Source organism: Faecalicatena contorta (assembly GCF_001404335.1).
Classification (GTDB): Bacteria; Bacillota; Clostridia; order Lachnospirales; family Lachnospiraceae; genus Faecalicatena; species Faecalicatena contortus_B.
In genome coordinates, this window is the sequence record NZ_CYZU01000053.1 from 1 (window position 1) to 21,063 (window position 21,063).

Annotated in this window: 18 protein-coding genes and 3 pseudogenes; 4 read left to right on the forward strand and 17 right to left on the reverse strand. The window is 40.8% G+C overall.

The features are described 5' to 3' along the window. Nucleotides 1-86: 86 nt before the first annotated feature. The 7 genes and pseudogenes from ARB69_RS20320 to ARB69_RS27270 all read right to left on the reverse strand — a co-directional run. Nucleotides 87-1,041 (reverse strand): annotated as a pseudogene (locus ARB69_RS20320) (replication initiation factor domain-containing protein); the annotation flags it as partial. 45 nt (nucleotides 1,042-1,086) lie between these two features. Continuing rightward, nucleotides 1,087-2,112, reverse strand: coding sequence for a DUF4238 domain-containing protein (locus tag ARB69_RS20325; RefSeq protein ID WP_055154850.1), 1,026 nt, complete (start codon nucleotides 2,110-2,112; stop codon nucleotides 1,087-1,089). Nucleotides 2,113-2,257: 145 nt separating this feature from the next. Further along, nucleotides 2,258-2,548, reverse strand: a pseudogene (locus ARB69_RS20330) (YdcP family protein); the annotation flags it as partial. A 15-nt stretch (nucleotides 2,549-2,563) separates the two neighbouring features. Beyond that, the gene (locus tag ARB69_RS20335) at nucleotides 2,564-2,872 is read right to left on the reverse strand and encodes a YdcP family protein (protein ID WP_278313953.1); all 309 of its coding nucleotides are present in this window, start codon (nucleotides 2,870-2,872) and stop codon (nucleotides 2,564-2,566) included. A gap of 215 nt (nucleotides 2,873-3,087) precedes the next feature. Beyond that, a pseudogene (locus ARB69_RS20340) lies at nucleotides 3,088-5,695 on the reverse strand (VaFE repeat-containing surface-anchored protein). A 250-nt stretch (nucleotides 5,696-5,945) separates the two neighbouring features. After that, the gene (locus tag ARB69_RS20345) at nucleotides 5,946-7,625 is read right to left on the reverse strand and encodes a recombinase family protein (RefSeq protein ID WP_055154852.1); all 1,680 of its coding nucleotides are present in this window, start codon (nucleotides 7,623-7,625) and stop codon (nucleotides 5,946-5,948) included. A 138-nt stretch (nucleotides 7,626-7,763) separates the two neighbouring features. Next, on the reverse strand, nucleotides 7,764-7,928 hold the full coding sequence (locus ARB69_RS27270; RefSeq protein ID WP_167702517.1) for a hypothetical protein: 165 nt from the start codon (nucleotides 7,926-7,928) through the stop codon (nucleotides 7,764-7,766). A gap of 200 nt (nucleotides 7,929-8,128) precedes the next feature. Between ARB69_RS27270 and ARB69_RS20350 the strand changes: the two genes are divergently transcribed. Further along, nucleotides 8,129-10,450, forward strand: coding sequence for an Archaeal ATPase (locus tag ARB69_RS20350; protein WP_083487166.1), 2,322 nt, complete (start codon nucleotides 8,129-8,131; stop codon nucleotides 10,448-10,450). A gap of 59 nt (nucleotides 10,451-10,509) precedes the next feature. Here the strand turns inward: ARB69_RS20350 and ARB69_RS20355 are convergent, their stop codons facing one another. From ARB69_RS20355 to ARB69_RS20380, 6 genes are all read right to left on the reverse strand, one after another. Beyond that, nucleotides 10,510-12,591 (reverse strand): heavy metal translocating P-type ATPase, encoded by a 2,082-nt coding sequence (locus ARB69_RS20355; RefSeq protein ID WP_055154853.1) that lies wholly within the window; start codon nucleotides 12,589-12,591, stop codon nucleotides 10,510-10,512. A gap of 7 nt (nucleotides 12,592-12,598) precedes the next feature. Beyond that, the gene (locus ARB69_RS20360) at nucleotides 12,599-12,901 is read right to left on the reverse strand and encodes a DUF6110 family protein (RefSeq protein ID WP_008689707.1); all 303 of its coding nucleotides are present in this window, start codon (nucleotides 12,899-12,901) and stop codon (nucleotides 12,599-12,601) included. 209 nt (nucleotides 12,902-13,110) lie between these two features. Continuing rightward, nucleotides 13,111-13,344, reverse strand: coding sequence for a transcriptional repressor (locus ARB69_RS20365; protein WP_055154854.1), 234 nt, complete (start codon nucleotides 13,342-13,344; stop codon nucleotides 13,111-13,113). Nucleotides 13,345-13,375: 31 nt separating this feature from the next. Beyond that, the gene (locus ARB69_RS20370) at nucleotides 13,376-13,813 is read right to left on the reverse strand and encodes a heavy-metal-associated domain-containing protein (protein WP_242857644.1); all 438 of its coding nucleotides are present in this window, start codon (nucleotides 13,811-13,813) and stop codon (nucleotides 13,376-13,378) included. 22 nt (nucleotides 13,814-13,835) lie between these two features. Continuing rightward, complete coding sequence (gene feoB / locus ARB69_RS20375) at nucleotides 13,836-15,842, reverse strand: ferrous iron transport protein B (protein WP_055154856.1); 2,007 nt, start codon at nucleotides 15,840-15,842, stop codon at nucleotides 13,836-13,838. A 101-nt stretch (nucleotides 15,843-15,943) separates the two neighbouring features. Then, on the reverse strand, nucleotides 15,944-16,156 hold the full coding sequence (locus tag ARB69_RS20380) for a FeoA family protein (protein ID WP_008689714.1): 213 nt from the start codon (nucleotides 16,154-16,156) through the stop codon (nucleotides 15,944-15,946). 238 nt (nucleotides 16,157-16,394) lie between these two features. Between ARB69_RS20380 and ARB69_RS20385 the strand changes: the two genes are divergently transcribed. After that, on the forward strand, nucleotides 16,395-16,754 hold the full coding sequence (locus ARB69_RS20385; RefSeq protein ID WP_055154857.1) for a metal-dependent transcriptional regulator: 360 nt from the start codon (nucleotides 16,395-16,397) through the stop codon (nucleotides 16,752-16,754). A gap of 295 nt (nucleotides 16,755-17,049) precedes the next feature. On the opposite strand, the gene ARB69_RS20390 is transcribed toward ARB69_RS20385, so the two are convergent. The 4 genes from ARB69_RS20390 to ARB69_RS20405 form a co-directional block, all read right to left on the reverse strand. Continuing rightward, nucleotides 17,050-17,661: a class I SAM-dependent methyltransferase gene (locus ARB69_RS20390; RefSeq protein WP_055154858.1), complete on the reverse strand. Its 612-nt coding sequence runs from the start codon at nucleotides 17,659-17,661 to the stop codon at nucleotides 17,050-17,052. A 61-nt stretch (nucleotides 17,662-17,722) separates the two neighbouring features. Further along, complete coding sequence (locus ARB69_RS20395) at nucleotides 17,723-18,004, reverse strand: DUF2325 domain-containing protein (RefSeq protein ID WP_055154859.1); 282 nt, start codon at nucleotides 18,002-18,004, stop codon at nucleotides 17,723-17,725. A 157-nt stretch (nucleotides 18,005-18,161) separates the two neighbouring features. Then, a complete protein-coding gene (locus ARB69_RS20400) occupies nucleotides 18,162-18,584 on the reverse strand; it encodes a flavodoxin (RefSeq protein ID WP_008689719.1) in 423 nt (140 codons plus the stop codon). Nucleotides 18,585-18,614: 30 nt separating this feature from the next. Further along, nucleotides 18,615-19,166 carry a DUF3793 family protein gene (locus ARB69_RS20405; protein ID WP_055154860.1) on the reverse strand — a complete coding sequence of 184 codons (552 nt, stop codon included), beginning with the start codon at nucleotides 19,164-19,166 and terminating at the stop codon, nucleotides 18,615-18,617. 532 nt (nucleotides 19,167-19,698) lie between these two features. Between ARB69_RS20405 and ARB69_RS20410 the strand changes: the two genes are divergently transcribed. Both ARB69_RS20410 and ARB69_RS20415 read left to right on the forward strand, forming a co-directional pair. Beyond that, nucleotides 19,699-20,202, forward strand: coding sequence for a replication initiator protein A (locus ARB69_RS20410; RefSeq protein ID WP_055154861.1), 504 nt, complete (start codon nucleotides 19,699-19,701; stop codon nucleotides 20,200-20,202). Continuing rightward, the gene (locus ARB69_RS20415) at nucleotides 20,199-21,029 is read left to right on the forward strand and encodes an ATP-binding protein (protein WP_008689722.1); all 831 of its coding nucleotides are present in this window, start codon (nucleotides 20,199-20,201) and stop codon (nucleotides 21,027-21,029) included. Before ARB69_RS20410 ends, ARB69_RS20415 begins: the two co-directional genes overlap by 4 nt. The last annotated feature ends 34 nt before the right edge of the window (nucleotides 21,030-21,063 follow it).

A 21,063-nucleotide genomic window follows, 5' to 3' on the forward strand; every position in this document is an offset into this window, starting at 1 on the left:
AAATATGACCACTATGTTTGTGCATTATGGCAAAGAAAAAGAAGCTCTGTTACGAGCTTCCTAAAGAATGAACGCTAAATCGACTGTGAATAGTAACCGTTCTTTAAGCGGATCTCAAAACGGTTCTTGACAGGCGTTTCCTCAACAGGGATGTCGTATTTCACGTACTGCTCGTAATCTTTTTCATACACACAGAAGTAGACTTCTGATTTCAGCGAACCGATATAGAGCGTGTGTCCCATGCCGGACTTGTTTTCCTCATGGCTCTGCACCAGCTCGCCGGAGCGGTAGGACTTGAAACTTCGGAACACGGAAATACATTCCTCATTCCTGCATTTAGCGGTCAGTTCTGGAATGTCCCGTATTCCCACAATGTCGTTGATAGCAAGGTCTATCCGCTTGAACACTCCGCCCTCACAGAGAGCGTCCGTGAGGAAGTCGTACCAGCTCCTATGCTGTGCCAGCAGGAAGTTTTCAAACTGGCGGCAGCCTTCCTTTCAGTTCCAGTAGTACCCCCTTTTCCTGTTCGGGGGATACTAAGACAAATATATCCCCCATGTAATAATGCTCCGGATAGGAGTAGATGCCGAAGTCCTCATGTATCATAAAGTCCAGCTTCAATTTGAGGATGGTTTCGACCACGAATTTCACGTCTGTGGTGGGAAAGCGTATCCGTACATAATCAAACAGCATGGTAAGCGGTGTTTCCGGGTTGTACCGTTCCAGAGCTTGCAGCAGGTTTTCTTTAATTTCCTCGCTAGGGGCAACACTGCCGGACTCTATCTTGCCAAAATACTGCCTTGTAATGCCAGCCGCCACCGCCAGCTTATTTTGTGAAACTCCGTATGCCAGCCGCTTTTCTTTTAAATCCGTGTTCCAGTCCGTATGCAGCAGCGTATTGATATTCAAAAGTAGCACGACCGCAAGAAATAGGCACACCAGCCGACCGCCCAATGACCGCACCACCAGCGACCTGTCACTAGCTCGAATACGGTTGCCTTTATATTTATGAAAAAATATAGTTAATCCCTCCTTGAACATTAAAAAAGCAGCCAATCCAAAAGATCAACTGCCTGTGACATACATTTAGCTAACTTCTATATGCGATTGATATTCTTGCAACTGGGGTTGCTCTTTACATATTTCTTCGGCAAGTTCAAAATTATTTTTACCAGAAAACACACACCTGTAACTATGATATACCTGCTGACAATTAAAATAATCAATTTCATCTTTTGTTTTTAAAACAATAAATTTCCTATCCGTAAACAGTTTATTATAGGTATTCTTTTCATACATTGCCAGTAATAAGTTTGAAGAAATAGGAAAAACGATTTCAACACCCTCTGATTTTAACCCACCATAACTTACGTATTTATCAACTTTGTGGGGAATAATAGCAACAGGATTATCTGATGTATAAAATGGATAATCAGTTTTATTTACATACATGACCCATATATGATCACATAATGTTTCTGCAATTTTCACTGCTATTTCCCTATCTAGTATCATGCTGCTATGCTGTAACTTTATAAAATCTGAATTGGCTTCACATTCAAAGGCTTCTTTGGGCAATGAGTCCTCATCGTCCATTTGATTTTTATAAATAAGTGTTTGATAGGTTTTGGTTATAGTATCACTCACTGTTTCTCTAAAAGATTTCGTCCTTATCTGCTGTATAGCAACAAAAAGTGCCATCAAAGATTTTTCGGGTTCAGAAAACGCAAAACAATTTTTCATTACCCAAGCATTCCCATCATGGCTTTTATTTATTAATATTTGGAGCAGTTCACTATACCCCCCTTCTAACAGACTGAAACTTTTTTCAATATGTTTCTCATCAAGAATTTTTAGGACTTCCTCCCAGTTATCTACACCTACAATTTCCTGTAAATCATCTTTTATTTTTTGCTGCTTATCAATTTCAATTTTTTGCATCAATTCTTCAAATTTAATATCATAAAAATAATTTTCCATAGCTACTTCTATGATACGTTGTTCTCGAACTTGCATTTTGAATTTGTCAAACACTTTTATTTTTTCATTTTGAAGAGCAAAATTTTTCAGATAACACCTAGGCACATAATGTTCTTTTTTTGTATCTGCCACTAAAATCACTCCTAATTTAATTTTTTATATTATAGCAAGTTATAGCGTTAGACACAATTACTAAAAATTATTTATCAATTTTGGGTTTGGATGCTTGGGAACTAAAAAGCTTATTCTTCAATACAATGTCGTCAGCTTTGATTTACCAGTCCACGTCTGCCCCTTGAAATGTGGCGGTTGCCACCGTATCCGCCACAGGATTGATATTCTCCACCTCGGCGTTGTAGTCAAATTCCTTTAATGGCACAGAAGCCGGGATACTCACCTGTATCCTGCGCCCCTGTCCTCTGGACTTCAAATCATAGGTACGCTCCTTGATTTCTTCGGATACCGTACCATCTTCATTCTGGATGTGTACCTCACGCCTTAGGGCAGAGAATTTCAGCACCCCGAATGTCTTTTCTTTGCCTATGATAATTCCGTTTGTTAATCTCATAATCTCTTGACCTCCTTATGCTTTCACCATGTCGTCAGCCAACAGGATATAATTGGTAAATCCACGTGTGCCGATTTTGTAACCATCAGCCGTGATTTTCGGGTTGATAAGTTTTACCTTTTCTTCTACCTCAAAACTTTTCTCTCCGGCATAAGCAGGCAGGACAACAATAATGTCGTCCGCTCTCTGTACGTCAGAGTACAGATTGAAACTTCTGGAAATGACTGTCATGCGCCCGTTTACCCGACGCTGCTCTGTCTTGCCCTCTCCGGCATATTCCAAGTTTCCGAATGTCTTTTCCATGTTAGGGATTACGGTTTTAATTCCATATGTTTTACCTCTTTTCTTTCTATGTGCGTAGCTTTAAGAAAAGAGCATGGGGAGCTACAATCCCCCATACCCCCTAGTGGACTATTTTTTTCTATCAATAAAAAAGACGATTGACAGAAAAGAAACAGTATAAAGGTTTTATCCGGCAGTCTGAACCATCCGGCAGGCGGCGAGCGTGTATGCAACTTCATAGGCAGTCACCTCACACTTTATTTATCACTGTCGTGCTTCATGGAACGGCGTTTCTTATAGGCTGCAAAAGCAAGACCAGCAGCAGAGAGTCCAAGCAGGACAGCAAAGGCAGCCACATTGGTGTTATCACCCGTTTTTGGGGAGTCCGTTACCTTATGGCTCGGCGTGTCTGGTGTTTCCGGTTTCTTTGTTTCTTCGTGCACAGGCGTTTCCGGCACTTCCTTTATTGTAACTGTCTGCCCCTCGTCTGTGATGTCCTTATGTTCTGTGACTTTTACAGGCTCGTCGGGATTGGTGATGTCGTAGAGTTCCTCAAACGTCACTAAGTTCTCACCGCCAAGCAGAAGCATTGAATGTATAGGCGACCTCCACTTTCATTTTCTCCTTATCAGCAGTAAATGTATAATCACTCTCCACACGCTTGCCATCCATGAGAAGCTCGGCATTTTCATCCTTTATCATCTGCCAGCCTTTGAGCTGGTATTTTGTACCCACTTCCAGACCGTCCAGCGTGACCGTATCCACGATTGTGACCTCTTTGCCAGCTTCTATGACTTTTTCACCGTCTTTGCTGGTAGCTGTGGTATAGATTTTGATTATGCGCTCCGTGATAAGAATAGTCTGCCCCTCGTCCTCTATGTCCTTATGTTCCGTGACTTTTACAGGCTTGTCGGGATTGGTTACGTCGTAGAGTTCCTCAAACGTCACCAAGTTCTTGACGTCAATAAGAAGCTCGGCATTTTCGTCTTTTACCATCTGCCAGCCTTTGAGCTGGTACTTTGTGCCTTTTTTCAGACCGTCCAGCGTGACCGTATCCACAATCGTGACCTCTTTACCAGCAACGATTGATTTCTCACCCTTAGCTTTATCAGTAGCAGTGGTATGGATGGAGATTTCTTTCTCATAATCATCCGTGAGCGTTCCCAAGTCAATGACTACCTTATCTCTGGAAACCACAATCTCAAAAGCCGGAATGAGTTTAAAATCTTTATTACTGTCGCAGCGCAATTCCTCAATCTTGTAGGTATCGTACAGCAGCGCACCTTTGGAGTCGTCTGGTTCAGACGTGCCGAACCAGATACCGTCCTCGCTGGTCTTGCCCCTGTTGGTATTCTGTTTATGGGATACCCAGTCAGAAGAGGTAGAGAACTGTCCGTTTTTATCAGTCACCACAATGTGGCTCTCACCTGTAGTCTTGCTGGTAATGCGAAACGGAACGTCAGCAAGGCGCTTGTGTGTTTCATCACCGATTTTCACGCCGCCACGAATAACTTTGTCGGACACGGAATACTGGTTACTGCCTGTAAGCACCGCCAGCTCCCTATCTTTGGTAATCTGTGTCAGATACATTCCTTTGATTTGTTCCTCGCTACCGTTCGCCTGCATATACGCGCCCTCTAACAAGTAGCCCGTCGGACTCTTACTTTCAGATACGGTCAGTGTTCAAAGCGGCAGACATGGCACGCCATCCTGTAAATAGAAGCTGTCGCCAGATACCTTGTAGCGGTCTGTCAGCTTTGTGATGTAATGGGTCGCTCCGTCACTGCTTTTTTCAGCCACGGTCTTTGTCGTCCATGTACGGGTCGGTTTTGCTGGCTGATTATCTTTGTCGTAGTACCCGTCATAATAATTCCAGACGAACTCTGCCCCCTCCAAAGAAGCTGCCCCCTGTGCCGTTCCCTTCGATGTTTCCATGTCTATCTTAAAAAGCTCAATCAATGTGGTTATAACTTTGGGCGTATCGCTGACTTTCAAGGTGGATGTTTCACCAGCTTTGACGGTCAAGGGATATACTGTCTTGTCCAACTGGAAACCTGCCGCCGGAACAGATAGCTCCTTGATATAGACTTTACCAGCTTTTACCCCTACCGCTTCGGTGTACCCGTCCTAATCTGTCGTAAGGGTGGCAAACTGTTCCTTGCAGCCTTTATCAGCAAAGACACCATACGTCGCACCAGCAAGGGAATAGCTGTTGTTTCAATTGGTAATGGTGGGATTGGTGGACACCTTTTGAAGTGCCGCATTTCCCACATCCAGCTTCGCCCAGAACTGTCCTAATTCCTGCCCGTCACCGGAATAGATATAGCCGCCGCAGTCGTAGCGTCCTTTGTTGGCTTTTACAAATGCCTTTGCGCCAGCGTATACCTCGTCCTGTACCGCATTGGATACCTCGTCATAGGCAGCTCGTACATTGTCACAGCTCCACCCTAAATGCACGCTCAAACGCTGCCAGACAACACACTGTTCCAATAGATAGACCTGCTTATAATTCAGCTCATTGTGGTTGGCTGCATATTGCTTGACGTATTCTAGTGAGAGGGCAACGTCAGCAATCTGGTCGGCACTCATACGGGAACTTGCGTCCGAGCGTGTCTTGTAGCCGGATTGAAAATCTGTGTTGATGTCAATACAGTAGGCGATTTCACCCTCCACCTGCATAATGCCCTCATGGAATGTAGAACCGATACTGCCATCAATCATGACTTTTTCTACATAGCCTGCCTTTTCCTGTGCGTCTGTCCAGTATTGTTTCTCCGCAGCCTGTACCTGTGAAGCTGGTAAGGTGGCGAATACCGCAGCCAGACTTAGTACGCCAGCAAGCAGACGGTTCGTAATCTTTTTCATATCGTTGTAAATCCTCCTTTCGTGATTTTGAGTAAAAAAATAGACGCTCATTTCTGAACGCCCAAACGTAAGAAAGGGATACTGTTGTTATCCAGTACCCCTCTTTGTAAATCTTATTCTGTTGTATCCCCACACTCTATATCAACCACCACAGAAACATTGATGTAATCTTTTATGACTTTATTTCTGTATTTTTCACCGTCGCCAGTGAACACCCTATGCTTGAAAAAGTGCCTAAAATTAAGGATTTCTACATAGTTTTTCTTTGTATCAACACTATAGTCTCAACTGTTGTTTCGTTGTCCCAACTAAGTTCCTGAATTTCTTCACCGTCAAAAAATACCGGAAACTTAAATTTTATATGCTTCAAAAATCTTCCGTTCGGCTGTTCATCCTCGTAAATATCAACTCTTTCAACAAAACTGTTCATAAATTCTTTTTTCTCCATATCGGTGAATTTATCATACAGTTTGTCAAAGTACAAAAGATATTGATACACTCCATCCTCAGAAATTTTCTGCTGACGGATATACTCTTTTCTGGATACTATATCATCGATCAGACTTTCCAGTCGTTCAATCTCATCATACAAACCATTTAACCGATCCTGCATATCCTGATACTTCCTGTCATACATTTTATCAGAAATATCCAGATTGTCCATCTGTTGTCCTAACTTATTTTTAGCTCCCAATACTTGCCGCAGCTGTTTTTTCAAGTTCTCATGCTCTGTTTCCAATTCTCCGGTATCTATCTTAGAATTGATTTTTGCACGTATAGCGGCTTCAAATTTCGGATTATTCACCAGCTTTTTAATAACTTCTGCTACCGCATCATTTACTTTTTCTTCGTTCCACTGCTTCCGGTAATCACATTTATGACCATTCACATAATACCTATGCTTGCAGGCATAATAAAAATAATCCTTATAAAATGTTCCGTCTTTTTTCTTCTTACGGTTTACATTTCCATACATTCCCTTTCCACAAATTGGACATTTAAGAATTCCGGACAAAATATGTTCATGCTCCAAACTATGGATTTTCTCATGCTTTACTCCATTTATATTTCGTTTCTGTTTTGCCAAGTTCCAATCATCTTCGGAAATAATGGCTTCGTGAATACCATCACTTAATATATAAGAATCCTGCTTTACAATACGGAATTCATTTCTCTTGCCTGGCACTCTTTCAGTTTTCCTTCTTCCAAATGCCAATTTACCACAATAAATAGGATTATCAAGGACACCCTTTATAAAAGAAGTAGCAAACGCATCCAACGTATTATTCTGTCTCTTTTTCTTCTTGTAGCCATGCTCATTCAGATAGGCTGCAATGCCATTTACTCCCATATTGGTATGAATATATTTATCAAAAATAATACGAATGATTTCTGCCTCATCTTCTGCAATTTCCAGTTCTCCATTTAACAGCTTATATCCGTACGGAGCAAATCCGCCGTTCCATTTGCCATCTCTCGCCTTTTGTCTGCGCCCCTCCATTGTCTGTACCAGAATATTTTCACGTTCAATTTCTGCTACCGCAGACAGAACAGAAATCATCAGCTTACCGCTGTCTTTAGAACTGTCTATACCATCTTCAACACAGATCAAATTTACTCCAAAATCCTGCATTCTCTGCAAAGAATTAAGTACATCTGCAGCATTTCTTCCAAAACGGGATAACTTATATACCAAGACAAACTCTACACGATCTTTACCTTCTTCAATATCCCGAAGCATTTGCATAAATTCCTGCCGTCCTTCAATACTTTTTCCTGACTTTCCCTCATCCGAATACTCTCCGACAATCACCATTTCCTGAAAATCTGCATATTTTCTCAATCTTTCTTTTTGTGCTTCCAAGCTGTATCCTTCTACCTGCATAGACGTAGATACCCTTGTGTATATATAACATCTTCGCTTTTTCATTTATATTCTCCATACCAAATTACAGTTTATTTTTTATTTGTCCCAACTATATTTTACCGTAGCTGCACATACTCGTCAATATAGGTAAAATGCACAAATATCACGCAAGAAAAAAGAGAGCCAACATCTATGCTCTCCCTAATCATTTCCCAATGTATTCTGTTCCTGCTCTTGCTGGCAGTTATCTTCTGCTTTGTCCTCCTCCGGTAATCCATTCAGTTCCTGAAGGAGCTCACTGCCATATTTTTCTATCATTCTGGCAAGAAAATCAACACATCGTTCAAATTCAACTGTGTGTGCCATAGCTCCTCCTTCCAAACCGATATTTCTTGTCACCACACATTTTTCGGCGGTACTCTTTAGCTGATCTGGAATTTGTGCTATAATTTCTATTAGACCAACTCCGTTCAGCCTGATGTCAGTTTAATGGAATTTCATAAGAAACTCATTGAGCATAGATTGAGCGGAAATTGAGTATTTTACAGAACAGGAGGGGATTCTATTTGGAAAGATGTGATTTTGGTTCGATTATGACGATCATTCGCCGTTATATCAGCGAAGATAAAGGAATGAATCAAATAGATTTTACCTATCTGTTATTTGACACGTTTATGTGCAGCGATGAAGCCATAGACTTTGATTTTGACAATGGACAGGTCTGCCGTTGGATGACAGGACAGGCAAAAGTAAGTCCCCGGATCGTAACCTACTTTTTAGATAAAGAACATCAATTAGAATTGGCAGGAAACATTCAGCGACATATTATTCCTCTGATGTATGATTCTGCTATGGCAGCAAAAGAATTATATGAGTTAGTATTACAGGATACATCTATTTCAGAGCCAAAAAAACAGGAACTAATCTGTTCTTATTCTCCCGCTGATATAGACACCATACATATTTTCATAACAAGGGTTCTGTGTTTCGGAATGGAACGGAATTTTGTGAAACGTGACACACGAACCAAGAAATTATTAGCCGCCGGAAATCTTTCTCCTGTCTTAACAGATTTTGTAATGGGAAATGACGTTCCCCGTCCATGCAGGCATTTTTGTGGACGTTCTGAAGAAATCGAAGTGCTGCATTCTCTGTTGGAAAAAGAGAGTAAAGTATTTTTATCTGGAATTGCCGGAATCGGGAAAAGTGAACTGGCAAAGGCTTATGCCCTGCAGTATAAGAAAGAATATACCAATATCCTGTATCTCACCTACAGCGGTGATTTAAAACAGGATATTACAGACATGGATTTTGCGGATGATCTTCCGCAGGATTCTGATGAAGAACGCTTCCGAAAACACAACCGTTTTCTGCGTTCTCTCAAAGAAGATACTTTGATGATTGTAGATAATTTCAACGCCACTTCCATGCAGGACAGTTTTCTTTCGGTCATACTCAAATACCGCTGTCAGATATTATTTACTACCAGAAGCCGTCTGGACGGACATTCCTGTATGCTGTTGGAAGAAATTTCCGATAAAACAACGCTTCTGCAACTTGCAGGAAAATTTTTCTCCGACACAGAAGAAAAATCTGATGTCATAGAACAGATCATAGAAGCTGTCCATGCCCATACGCTCGCTGTAGAACTGGCATCACGCTTACTGGAAACCGGAATATTGGAACCAGAAATGCTCTTAAAAAAATTGTTGGAAGAAAATGTCGCTCTTGATGCAACTGATAAAATCAATATTATAAAAGACGGGCAAAGCAGCAAAGAAACCTACTATGGACACATACATACTTTATTCTCTCTATATCAGCTTTCTGAAACTCAACAAGATGTAATGAGATGTCTGTGCCTGATTCCTTTAACCGGTATTCCGGCACGAAGATTTGCTGCATGGCTGAATTTACCGGATTTGAATGCCGTAAATGATTTAATTGAAATGGGATTTATTCAGCCAAAAACCGGAAGAACCATTGTACTGCATCCCATGATACAGGAAATCGCTGTTGCAGATATGCAGCCGTCTGTAAAAACCTGTTTCCCTTTACTGGAAAGTCTGCAAAACATCTGCCTTTTACACGGCAATGATATTTCCTACTACAGACTTGTTTTCCAAACCGTTGAAAACATTATTACAAAAACAACTAAAGATGATATTTCTGGTTATTTATTATTCTTAGAAGATGTTTTCCCATATATGGAAAAATACCACGAAGAAAATGGTATGCAAAGAATCCTGCGTGAACTATCTTCTTTGCTGGAAGACACTTCTATCGGAACCGTGTCTGACCGGGCATTATTACTGGACTATAAAGCTACCCTTGAAAGAAATATTGGAAAAGCCGTAAAGCTGGAAAAAGAAGCGATGTCTTTGCTTTCTCCTGTTACACCTGAAAACGCCCACCTCGCCGCAAATCTATATGGAAATCTGGGTGGACTATATCATCAGCAAGGAAATACCGAACTGGCAAAACAGGCTATGGAGCAGGGAATCAGTTTATTAGAACAATACCAGCTTCTCTATATGAATGACAGTATTGTTCAAATCTGCAACTATGCAGCTCTCCTTACAGATACCGGTGAATCGTCTCGTGGATTATCCTCCTTACGCAAATGTGCCCGGCTGGTAAAAGAATACAATTCCGATCAGTGTCTGGACTATGCCATTATTCAGGAAGCTATGGGAACTGCCTATCTGGTACAGGCTGATATAGAACAGGCTACCTCCCATCTCAAAAAAGCTATGGCAATCTATGAAATAGTATGGGAATCTGAACCAGAAGCTATCGATAATAAATACCAACAAATACAAGAATTGTATATCAATGCTGGAATACAAATTGGACAACAATTATTGAGCTCTACTAAAAATGTCTGAATAGTCTACAAATCAAACTATTCAGACATTAAAACTTATAACAATATGAATATTTTATATTAATTAGTCGGCAATAAATTTCCCATACTCTTCAAACTGATAGCTAAAGTAGAAGTATTATGTAGTAACGCGGAGGTCGTTGGTTGAATAATTCCTGCCACTCCTAGTGCAATCAGCACTGCATTAATACCGACAATCCCCCTGTAATTCCCCTGAATACGGTGCATCATCGCATTAGACAAACGTTTCAGTACTACGATTTCCCGCAGATCCTCAGCAGCAATCGTAATGTCTGCGATCTCTCGCGCAAGTTCTGCTCCATCACTGATTGCAATTCCCGCATCTGCTGCTGAAAGCGCTGGCGAATCATTGATTCCGTCACCGATCATCACTACTTTTCTTCCTGCCGCTTTCTCTCTTTCAATGAATCCTGCCTTATCTTCCGGAAGTACTTCGGAATAATATTCATCCACTCCCACTCGTTTCGCAATAGATGCTGCAGTACGTTCACTGTCTCCCGTCATCATGACGATCTTGGAAACACCTTCTTCTTTCAAAAATCTTACCATCTCCCCGGCTTCTTCCCTGAGAGGATCTTCAATACAGATTACAGCAACTAATTCTCCGTTAATGGCAAGGAACAAATGAGAGTATTCTTCAGGAAGCGTATCAAACCGTTCCTGATATTCCGGACGTATCCGGCACTTTTCATCCTCAAACACAAAATGCCTGCTCCCTATTATGGTCTTCTTTCCTTCTATATAGGAGGAAATACCATGGGCTACAATATACTCCACTTTTGAATGCATTTCTTCATGATACAGACTTCTTCTCTTTGCAGCATCCACGACAGCTTTTGCCATGGAATGTGGAAAGTGTTCTTCCAGACAGGCAGCAATCCGCAGAGCTTCCGGTTCAGGATAATCGCCAAACACAATGACTTCTTTTACAGTTGGTTTCGCCTTTGTCAGCGTACCGGTCTTATCAAATACGATGGTATCTGCCTCTGCCACAGCCTCCAGATACTTCCCACCCTTTACGGTAATTCCATTCTGTCCGGCTTCCCGTATTGCAGAAAGGACAGAAATCGGCATAGCCAGCTTCAATGCGCAGGAAAAATCCACCATAAGAACAGAAAGAGCTTTTGTCACATTGCGTGTGACAGCCCAGACAAGCCCTGTCCCCAGAAGCGTATATGGTACCAGACGGTCCGCCAGATGCTCTGCCTTGCTTTCCAGATTGGATTTCAACTTTTCTGAGTCTTCAATCATAGTCACAATCTTTTCAAACCGGGTAGCACCTGATACAGCCCTGACTGTGATTTCCAACTCTCCTTCCTCCAAAACGGTTCCTGCATATACGGACTGACCCTCAGTTCTTCGTACCGGAAGAGATTCTCCGGTCAAAGATGCCTGGTTCACCATTCCTTCTCCGCAAGACACCTCTCCATCAAATGGGATTACATTGCCCATGTGTACGATCACTCTGTCACCCGGCAAAATATCGGATGCCGGAACAAGAACTTCCTGCTCCTCTCTTTTCAGCCATACTTTCTTTATGTTTAAAGACATGCTGCGTGCCAGATCTCCTACAGACTTTTTATGTGTCCATTCCTCCAGCAATTCTCCAATTCCCAGCAGAAACATGACAGAACCGGCAGTATTAAAGTCTCCTCGCAGCACGGACACGCCAATCGCTGTAGCATCTAATACCGGCACCTCTATCTTCCGTCTGGCCAGACATCGAATCCCTTTTCCGATATATTGGACCGCTTTAAAAGTAAGCCATATTTTTCTCACCGAATTTGGCAAGAGCAATTTCCCTCCATAATGGAGCAATGTTTTTGCTATCAGCTTTTCCCTGTATGCGGAATTTAAAGCACGCCCTGAACTTGATAATACATTATCCGGAACATCTGCTTTCTCAAAATGAAACTTTTTTAATTTATGGATCAGTTCTTCTCTGTCCCCTGTATAATAGATCACAGCATCTGCGGTGCGCTCATATACTTTGACCTTTATAACACTTTCCTGTTTTTCAAGAGCCCAGCAAAGAACATCCGCCTCCGTACATGTCATCCGGTTTCGGATAACGTGGATACGGAGACGGCCCTGTACTTCATGCTTGATAAGAAATCTCATCTTTTACCTATTCGTTTTCTTCCTGTTCAGACGCACCATCCTCCTGAACATCATCTTCCTGCACCTGCATTGCCTCTTCCTGTGCACGCTTTTCATTGATCTGTTGTGCTTCTGCAAGGATATCCTCTGCGTTCTCCTGCACTGTTGTAGCAGTCTTCATAACACAGTCTTTTGCCCGCAGTACAGCCGCAGTGCAGTTTGTATATACTTTTTTTGCGTCCTTACTGGAAAGGAGCTTTACACCCGCAGTCCCAAATACGACTCCTCCTACAAAACATCCGATTTTTTTCAAAGTAGAATCACTAAACATCCTATGCACCTCCTGATTATTTGTGTTTATAGCCTGTATAGAATACCATCAAAAAGCAAAAGACGGACGCCCACGCCCAAAACCTATGTTGTTTCACAACCACATCACTTCCTTTTCTATAAGACTCTGTTTATTTTTTCATAGTAACAACTTTCATTTAAGATAGTCAATTCTAACAGTCCTTATTGATAAATTTTGTCATTTGCAGGCTACTTATATACGATTTCTCTGCTAAGCACCCCGATATTCTCCAATTCCTTTACCAGACGGTAAACGGTTGCCATCCCAATGCTCTGGTCAAGTTTCACCGCCCGGGCATAAATTTCCTTGCAGCTGGAACACCTGTCTTCCAGGATAATATCTAAAATCATTTTACGCTGCTTTGTAATTCTGCAGCCATTTTCTTTCAGTTTTATAATAATACTTTCTTTTTCACCGTTCATACCCGCTTTCTCCCATATGAAATACCACGGTCTAGCTTTGAATAGACTCAACTAAAAACCCTGCTTTTTCTACTGCGCAGATCAGGATATCTTCCCCTATTTCACGGGCAAGGGATATCTCAGCACAACTTTTATTAAGATCTACTCTGGCGGAGACTCCATCAATCCGATTCAAGCTATCTGTCACACTTTGTACACAATGTTCACAATGCATTCCTGTAATAAACATGGTTTTCTTTGCGATGACCGGACCCGTCAATTTCTTTTTTTTCTTTTTATTTTTGCTGCTGCAATTTCCTCCCGCTGGACATCCAACACATTTCACTCCGCTTCTTTTTGCCTTAATAAGATATGCAGCTGCACTCCCTACTAAGATTACAATAACAAGAACTGCTATCATATTTTCCATAGAGCATTTCACATCCTTTTCTAATAAAAATGGTGGACAAAGTACTTCTTCTCTGTCCACCGTCTGCTATAACTTTTATCCTTTATGATTTTACAGAATGCAGGCTGTATTCTGAAGCAAACTCTTTATCTGACTTACGGATTCTCCAGAGAATAATCAAAGCAAATACAATAACTGCGATAAGTCCCGGAATAAATGCGGTGCCAAAAGATCCTGTTGTGATCAATGTACCAATCTGATATACACCAAAAGCTACGGTATACCCTGTTGCAAGTTGGAGACAGATTCCTCCAAGCAGCCATTTTCCACTCTTCATTTCTGAATTCATCGCTCCAAGAGCTGCAAAACAAGGTGGTGTGTAAAGGTTAAACATCAAATAAGCAAGAGCTGCTACCTTTGTCAGTCCCATAACAGTTGCTACTTCATTCCCACTTCCAACCAACGCCAGTTCATCTGTATCTATTAAGTTTGTGATACCGTAAACTACTGCAAGCGTACCAACTACGTTTTCTTTTGCGATAAAACCTGTCACTGCCGCTGCTGCAAGCTGCCACACTCCAAATCCAAGCGGTATGAACAAAATCGCAAACGGATGGGCAATGGATGCCAAAATAGATGTTCCTTCTGCACCTTCTTCTACAAGCTGGAACTGCCAGTTAAAGCTCTGCATGATCTGTACCACCGTATTGCATACCAGAATGATCGTTCCTGCTTTTACGATATATGCTTTTCCTCGCTCCAGCATAGAGCCGCATGCCCTTTTCAAGCTTGGAAACTTATATTCCGGAAGTTCAATAATAAAGAAAGATTTTCTGTATTTTTGTCCTGTAATCTTTTTCACAAGTAAAGCTCCAAGCAAAACTAAGAGAATACCCACCAGATACATAGTTGCTGAAACCCACCATGCGTCCGCAAAGAATGCACCTGCAAAAAGAGCAATCACTGGGATTTTAGCTCCACATGGCATAAATGGTGTAAGCATCGCTGTGGTACGACGTTCTCTTTCGTTACGGATTGTACGGCAAGCCATAACGCCCGGAATCGCACATCCTGTACCAATGACCATAGGAATGACAGATTTACCGGAAAGCCCTACTCTCTTAAAAATCGGATCCAGAACTACTGTAGCTCTTGCCATGTATCCACAATCTTCCAATAATGCAATTAAGAAGTACATGACCATAACAAGCGGAAGGAAACCGACAACTGCACCAACGCCACCGATGATACCATCTACAAGGAGTGCATACAGAAGCGGGTTTGCATTTTCCATCAGTCCGCCGACCCATCCCTGGAAAGTCTCGATCCATGCCACCAGCCAGTCTGCGATCCATGTACCAAGTGTTGTCTGGGATATGTAGAACACAAGGAAGATAACTGCTGCGAAAATCGGAATACCGATAATCTTATGAGTGATGATGCTGTCAATCTTATCCTGTACGTTTTTGTCTTTTGTAAATACTTTTCGTTTTTCTACTTGTTTCACAATACCGTTTACAAACTCAAAACGCTTTCTGTCAGCCGCTTCTACTGCCGTTTTATCTTTGAAATCAATATCCGCCTGCACATAAGGTGCTTTCTGAGCTTTTCCTCTTAATGCAGCCGCAGCACTTACAGTCTCTTTGAGTCCTTCATGTCCGGAAGAAGTGGAAATCGTCTTGATTACCGGACAGCCCAGCTTTTCAGACAAAAGTTTTTCATCAATCTGTGTCTGTTTCTTATTGACAATATCACTTTTATTCAATGCAACAACTACCGGTATCCCCAATTCCAAAAGCTGAGTGGTGAAAAACAAACTCCTGCTCAGGTTTGTAGCATCTACGATATTAATGATCGCATCTGGTTTTTCATTTTTGACATATCCGCTAGTAATACTTTCCTCCGATGTAAAAGGAGACATAGAATAAGCACCCGGTAAATCTACCGCAATCAACTCCTCTGTACCGTCATAATAACCTTTCCTGATCGGACTTTCTTTTCTTTCGACCGTAACGCCTGCCCAGTTCCCGACACGTTCATTCCTGCCGGTAAGTGCATTGTACATGGTCGTCTTTCCACTGTTTGGATTCCCTGCAAAAGCAATCCTCATAATTCTCCTCCTTTTCGACGTCTTTAATTATACGCATCTTATCTTTATTAGTATGCACTAACCTTTGTGCAAAAAAAATAGTGAAAACTACTATTTTTTTATTATATTGAAATGGCTTTCGCCAGATCAGTATCAATATTATAACGCCCATCCTTAATGGAAACTACACAGCCACCCTTCAGATGAGAAACCACTGTAATTGGTTCACCACTGTAACAGCCAAGAGAAAACAGAAAAGAGGTCAGTTCTTCATCATCTGTCAAGATTTCCTTAATGATATATTCTTCCCCTTCTTTGGCTTCTGTTAAATTCATATCCACTCGCTCCTTATAGTCATTTTTACAATTATACTTAAAATTTACTCACAGCTATTCGATGTTTTTTTCTCATTTGACGTTGTTAGTATATTCTAATCCCGGTGAGTTGTCAATAATTATTTAATACTTTTTTATTTTTCTTTTATAAATATATCTGGCTGAATACCATGAATCATGATACAATAACTATACAATTTTTATAAAAGAATCCGAATGATATAAGAGGTGACAAGCTATGCACATAAATTCGTCTGGTGAAAACTATCTGGAAACTATTTTAATATTAAGCAAAAAACATCCTGTTGTTCGTTCTGTGGACATCGCTACAGAATTAGACTTTAAAAAACCCAGCGTAAGTGTGGCTATGAAGAAGCTGCGCACAAGCGGACATATCACGGTATCTCCGGAAGGATATATCAATTTAACTGAATCTGGGAAAGAAATAGCTACACAAATTTATGAACGCCATGTTCTTCTTTCTTCCTGGCTAGAACGTCTTGGTGTTGATCCGGATATTGCCGCACAAGATGCATGCAGGATAGAACATGTCATCAGTTCTGAAAGTTTTGAAGCCCTCAAAAAGCATATCAAATAACTCTCTTCTCACTATAAATTGAATGGCATTTTAAAACCGGGAATTTCATACTTTCCCGGTTTTATTCATAAAATCTTTTCATTTCCCATATTTAGTATTGCATTATTGATTTTTATCGTGCTTTCTTATATCGAATATGCCCAACAATACCTGCTGCAAAGGAGAGTATTGCGGCTAAAAGTTGCATGCTTACCCCCAAATCAAGTCCGTCTTTTCCGAAACTGTCAAAAAAAATTTATCATCCATATCAATGAGCCTACAAACCACAATAAATACCACCGTTTTCTTTTGTTTTTCATAACTTTTTCACCACCACACAAATCCACCCTTTTTTCGTTTTATCTACTTTTATGCCTGTAAAACCAGCATCCTCCAAAAATTTTTTTATTTGCTCAGAATTGTAAATTTTCATCCCCTGTATTATATTCGTCCACTTTTCATCCCTTGGATTTTCACCATTTGATTCATTGCAGATCATAAAAGTTCCTCCAATTTTCAGAATTTTATGCACCTGCTTAAAAGCCTCACAGATATCCGGCCAAAAATATATTGTTTCAAACGCAGTAATTACATCAAAAGTCTCATCTCTGAAAGGAAGTTTCATGACATCGCCCTGCAGGATTTCACAACGCTTACTTTCTATCCATGCTTTATTGATTTTTTTGCTTTTTTCTACACTGATTTCTGAATGATCAATGCCAACCACTCTGCCATACGGACTTTTTTCTAATAACTTTCTGACATTTGCCCCACCGCCACATCCAATATCCAGACATACATTATCGCTTTGAATTTCCATATGTGTAAATCCCCATTCAGCCATAGATGAATGACCAGTATTCATCATATGAACCATAATTTTGCCGCCGATTCCTTTTGGCTTACAAGTATTTTGAAAAAAAGACATAACCTATACCTCTATCAACTCACAAAAACAATATCTATTCTTAATATATAAAAAAATTTCGCTACATACAGATACTTCCAAGAATCTCCTGTAACGCATTTTTGCTACTTGTATGGCATCTCACTACATCCGCATTGCAGCGTTCCGCCTCCTCCACTGCACACCGGGCCATCTTATGGGAAACCGTATTCGTGAACAGTACAATCAAATCTGGATTCCCAATCTGTTTACTTAAAGTTGCAGACATCTGTGTAAAGACTTTCGCTTTACAATTAAAACTTTTACAAACTTTTTTGTACTGACAGACCATTCTATCATGCCCGCCTATAATAACAACACTCATACCCAACCTCCCATTTTTAATATATTCATAAAACGCTCCGATAGCAGATATCTACAAAATCATCCGTTCTTGATCATCGGTTGCGTTCTAAATCGTATTATGGGAACGCTGCTATTAACTGATTAAAATCTTTTCTCGCAGCATTCCCCAATATTTATTAATCCAGATTTTCACCCAACGCTTTGCAGGATTGAATCCCCTCATCATCGGGCATTTCATTGCAGATCACGCTTTCACAAATCAAGACAGCTCCCGCCTCTTTGCATCTTGTCTCCCAGTCTCTCATCCACTCTCCATCTCCCCAGCCATAAGAGCCAAACAGTGCAATTCTTTTTCCTGAAAGTTTTGATTCACAAGAAGCAAACATCGGTTCAAATTCCTCTTCTTCCAATACTTCTGCTCCCATTGCCGGGCATCCAAAAGCGATCGCATCATAAGAATCCATCATAGAAACATCAAATTCATCCGGAGTTAATAATACAACCTCTGCCCCCTTCTCCTTCGCGCCCTCCAGTACTGCCTTTGCCATGGCTTCTGTATTTCCTGTGCCACTCCAATAAACTACTGCAATTTTACTCATGATTTTTACCTTCCTTTCTGAAGTTTGTGATTATATAGTAATCGTAAGCTGTTCAACAGCCACGCCACTTTTCCATCTCCTGCAATAAATTTCTGTGCATTTTTTATATTTTTTAAACAGAATCCTCGCGGCCTGTTCATCCCCGTACACCTTCCAACACCCAGAACATTTGCTGCAGGCCGCCTTATTCTCAATAAATCCTTTTACATCCTCTGCCGGATATCCTAAGAATAAACCTATTTCATGCGGAAAGTCTGGGTCACTCTGCAGTTTTTGAATCAGTCTGCAGATGCACTGTGATGGATTCGTACAATCATATCCCTTACATTTCAATATGATCTGAGTTTTCTCATCAGAAAAATCTTCTTTTAACTTTTCTGGACGATAGACATAAACCAGCATCCGTTTGTCTGATATGCGAACCGGGATAATACGGATCCCTTTCTGTGTCAGTTTTTGATTAAATTCACGTATTTCTTTTATGATCATCTTTTGTGAACTATAAGGGCATGAAAAAAGACTTCCCGTTTTCAGTCCTGCTAACGTAGGTGAACAATGGCATACTAACATTTCCTCTGACATTTTCTTTCACTTCTCCTTAAACATCTTTTCTGAAAATGAATCTACTCTACCCAGTAAGTTTTCTTTATTAATAGTTAGTTTTAACTAATTCATGTAAAAAAAATATGCACACCTTGCTTTCATTAAAAACATCAGATGTACGTTTCTATAGTTTTATAAACCTATCCCATTATCTAAACCTAAGCCGTTTTTTAATTAGCTTTAACTAACTTTAGTTTACTTTATTTTTTCACTGTTGTCAATCCATAAATAGATGTGATTAATAAATAATATTTACTAACCTGATTATACACCCGTTTTTTCGTTGTAACTATTCCTGTTTATATTTGAAAGTTCATTGTAACTCAATTCTCACTCAATCCCGGCTCAATGCCATTCCCCCTTCTTTTCAATAAACTAATCCTGTGCGAAACATCCGCACAAAAGATTATCGGAAAGGAGGATTTTTTATGAAAACACAAAGAGGAAGTCCTGTTACAGATGAAAAATACTGTAATAGATAAGTGTTCGTCATCTGAGGGGAGGTGAGTGCATGACAACCTTTCTTACTGCAAACAGTACTCTACCGCCATATATAGCATTTCCCAGTTTTCTTCTGGACTGTGATTTCTCCGAAACCACAAAACTGCTCTATATGGTGCTTTTAAACCGGGCAAGATTATCACAAAAAAATGACGGCTGGATTGATAAAAAAGGTCATGTGTTCTCCTATTTCACCATTGAAGATATGGCAGCAACACTTCGCAAAAGCCAGACAACCATCAAAACTTCTCTGAGGGCTTTGGAACAAGTAGACCTTATCTGTCGTGCTCGTCAGGGAACCGGGAATCCCAACCGGATTTATGTAAAAGTCCCGGCTGATTTTTCAACACAGACAGAAGAAAAACTGTCTGTTAGACAGTCAGAAAACCGTCCCTTTGACAGACAGAATTCTGTCCGCCAGACAGTCAGAAAACTGTCCCCTAATAATAAAGAGAAGAAAAATAATGATTCAGTAAAACGCCATTATGAATGTAAGGAGGATGAAAGCCTATGATAAAACCACAAAACCTACTGCCGAACCTTTCTCCCCGGCAGCCTTTAGAAGATGAATATATCAGCGAAACGGACGGTCTGATCTACTGTTCCAAGTGCCACACCCCACGGCAGAAAAAGATAGAATTTTTAGGAAAAATCATGTTTCCGATCATCCGCTGCCAATGCCAGCAGGAACAATATGAAAAAGAAGAAGCAAAACGAAAACACCAGGAATTTCTGGAACACATCTCCCGGCTGAAATCCAGCGGTCTGCAAGACCCGGCTTTAAGAGAATTCACTTTTGCTCACGATAACGGTATCAACCCGGAAATTGAAAAGGCAAAAAATTATGTTACTCACTGGGAGGAAATAAAATCCAAGGCCATGGGGCTGCTGCTCTGGGGTGATGTCGGCACTGGGAAATCCTTTTTTGCAGGCTGTGTTGCAAACGCTCTGCTAGATAAAGGGGTTCCCGTACTCATGACGAACTTCGCCAAAATCTTAAATTCCCTGACCGGAATATATCCGCAGGATCGGAATGAATTTATCAATAGTTTAAATCAGTACAGCCTGCTGATCATTGATGATCTGGGTGTGGAACGAAATTCCGAGTTTGCTTTAGAACAGGTCTTCCATGTAATCGACAGCCGTTACCGCAGTATGAAACCTATGATCATTACAACAAATCTGACGTTGGAAGAATTAAAACATCCGGAAGATTTAGCACACAGCAGGATCTATGACCGGATTCTGGAGCGTTGTGTCCCACTAAAGATCAACAACCAGAATATCCGGGAACTGAACGCTGTAGCTAATATGTCAGAAGCCCGAAAACTACTTGCTTAAAAATCTGACCGGAAACGGTCAAAGAAGAAAGGAG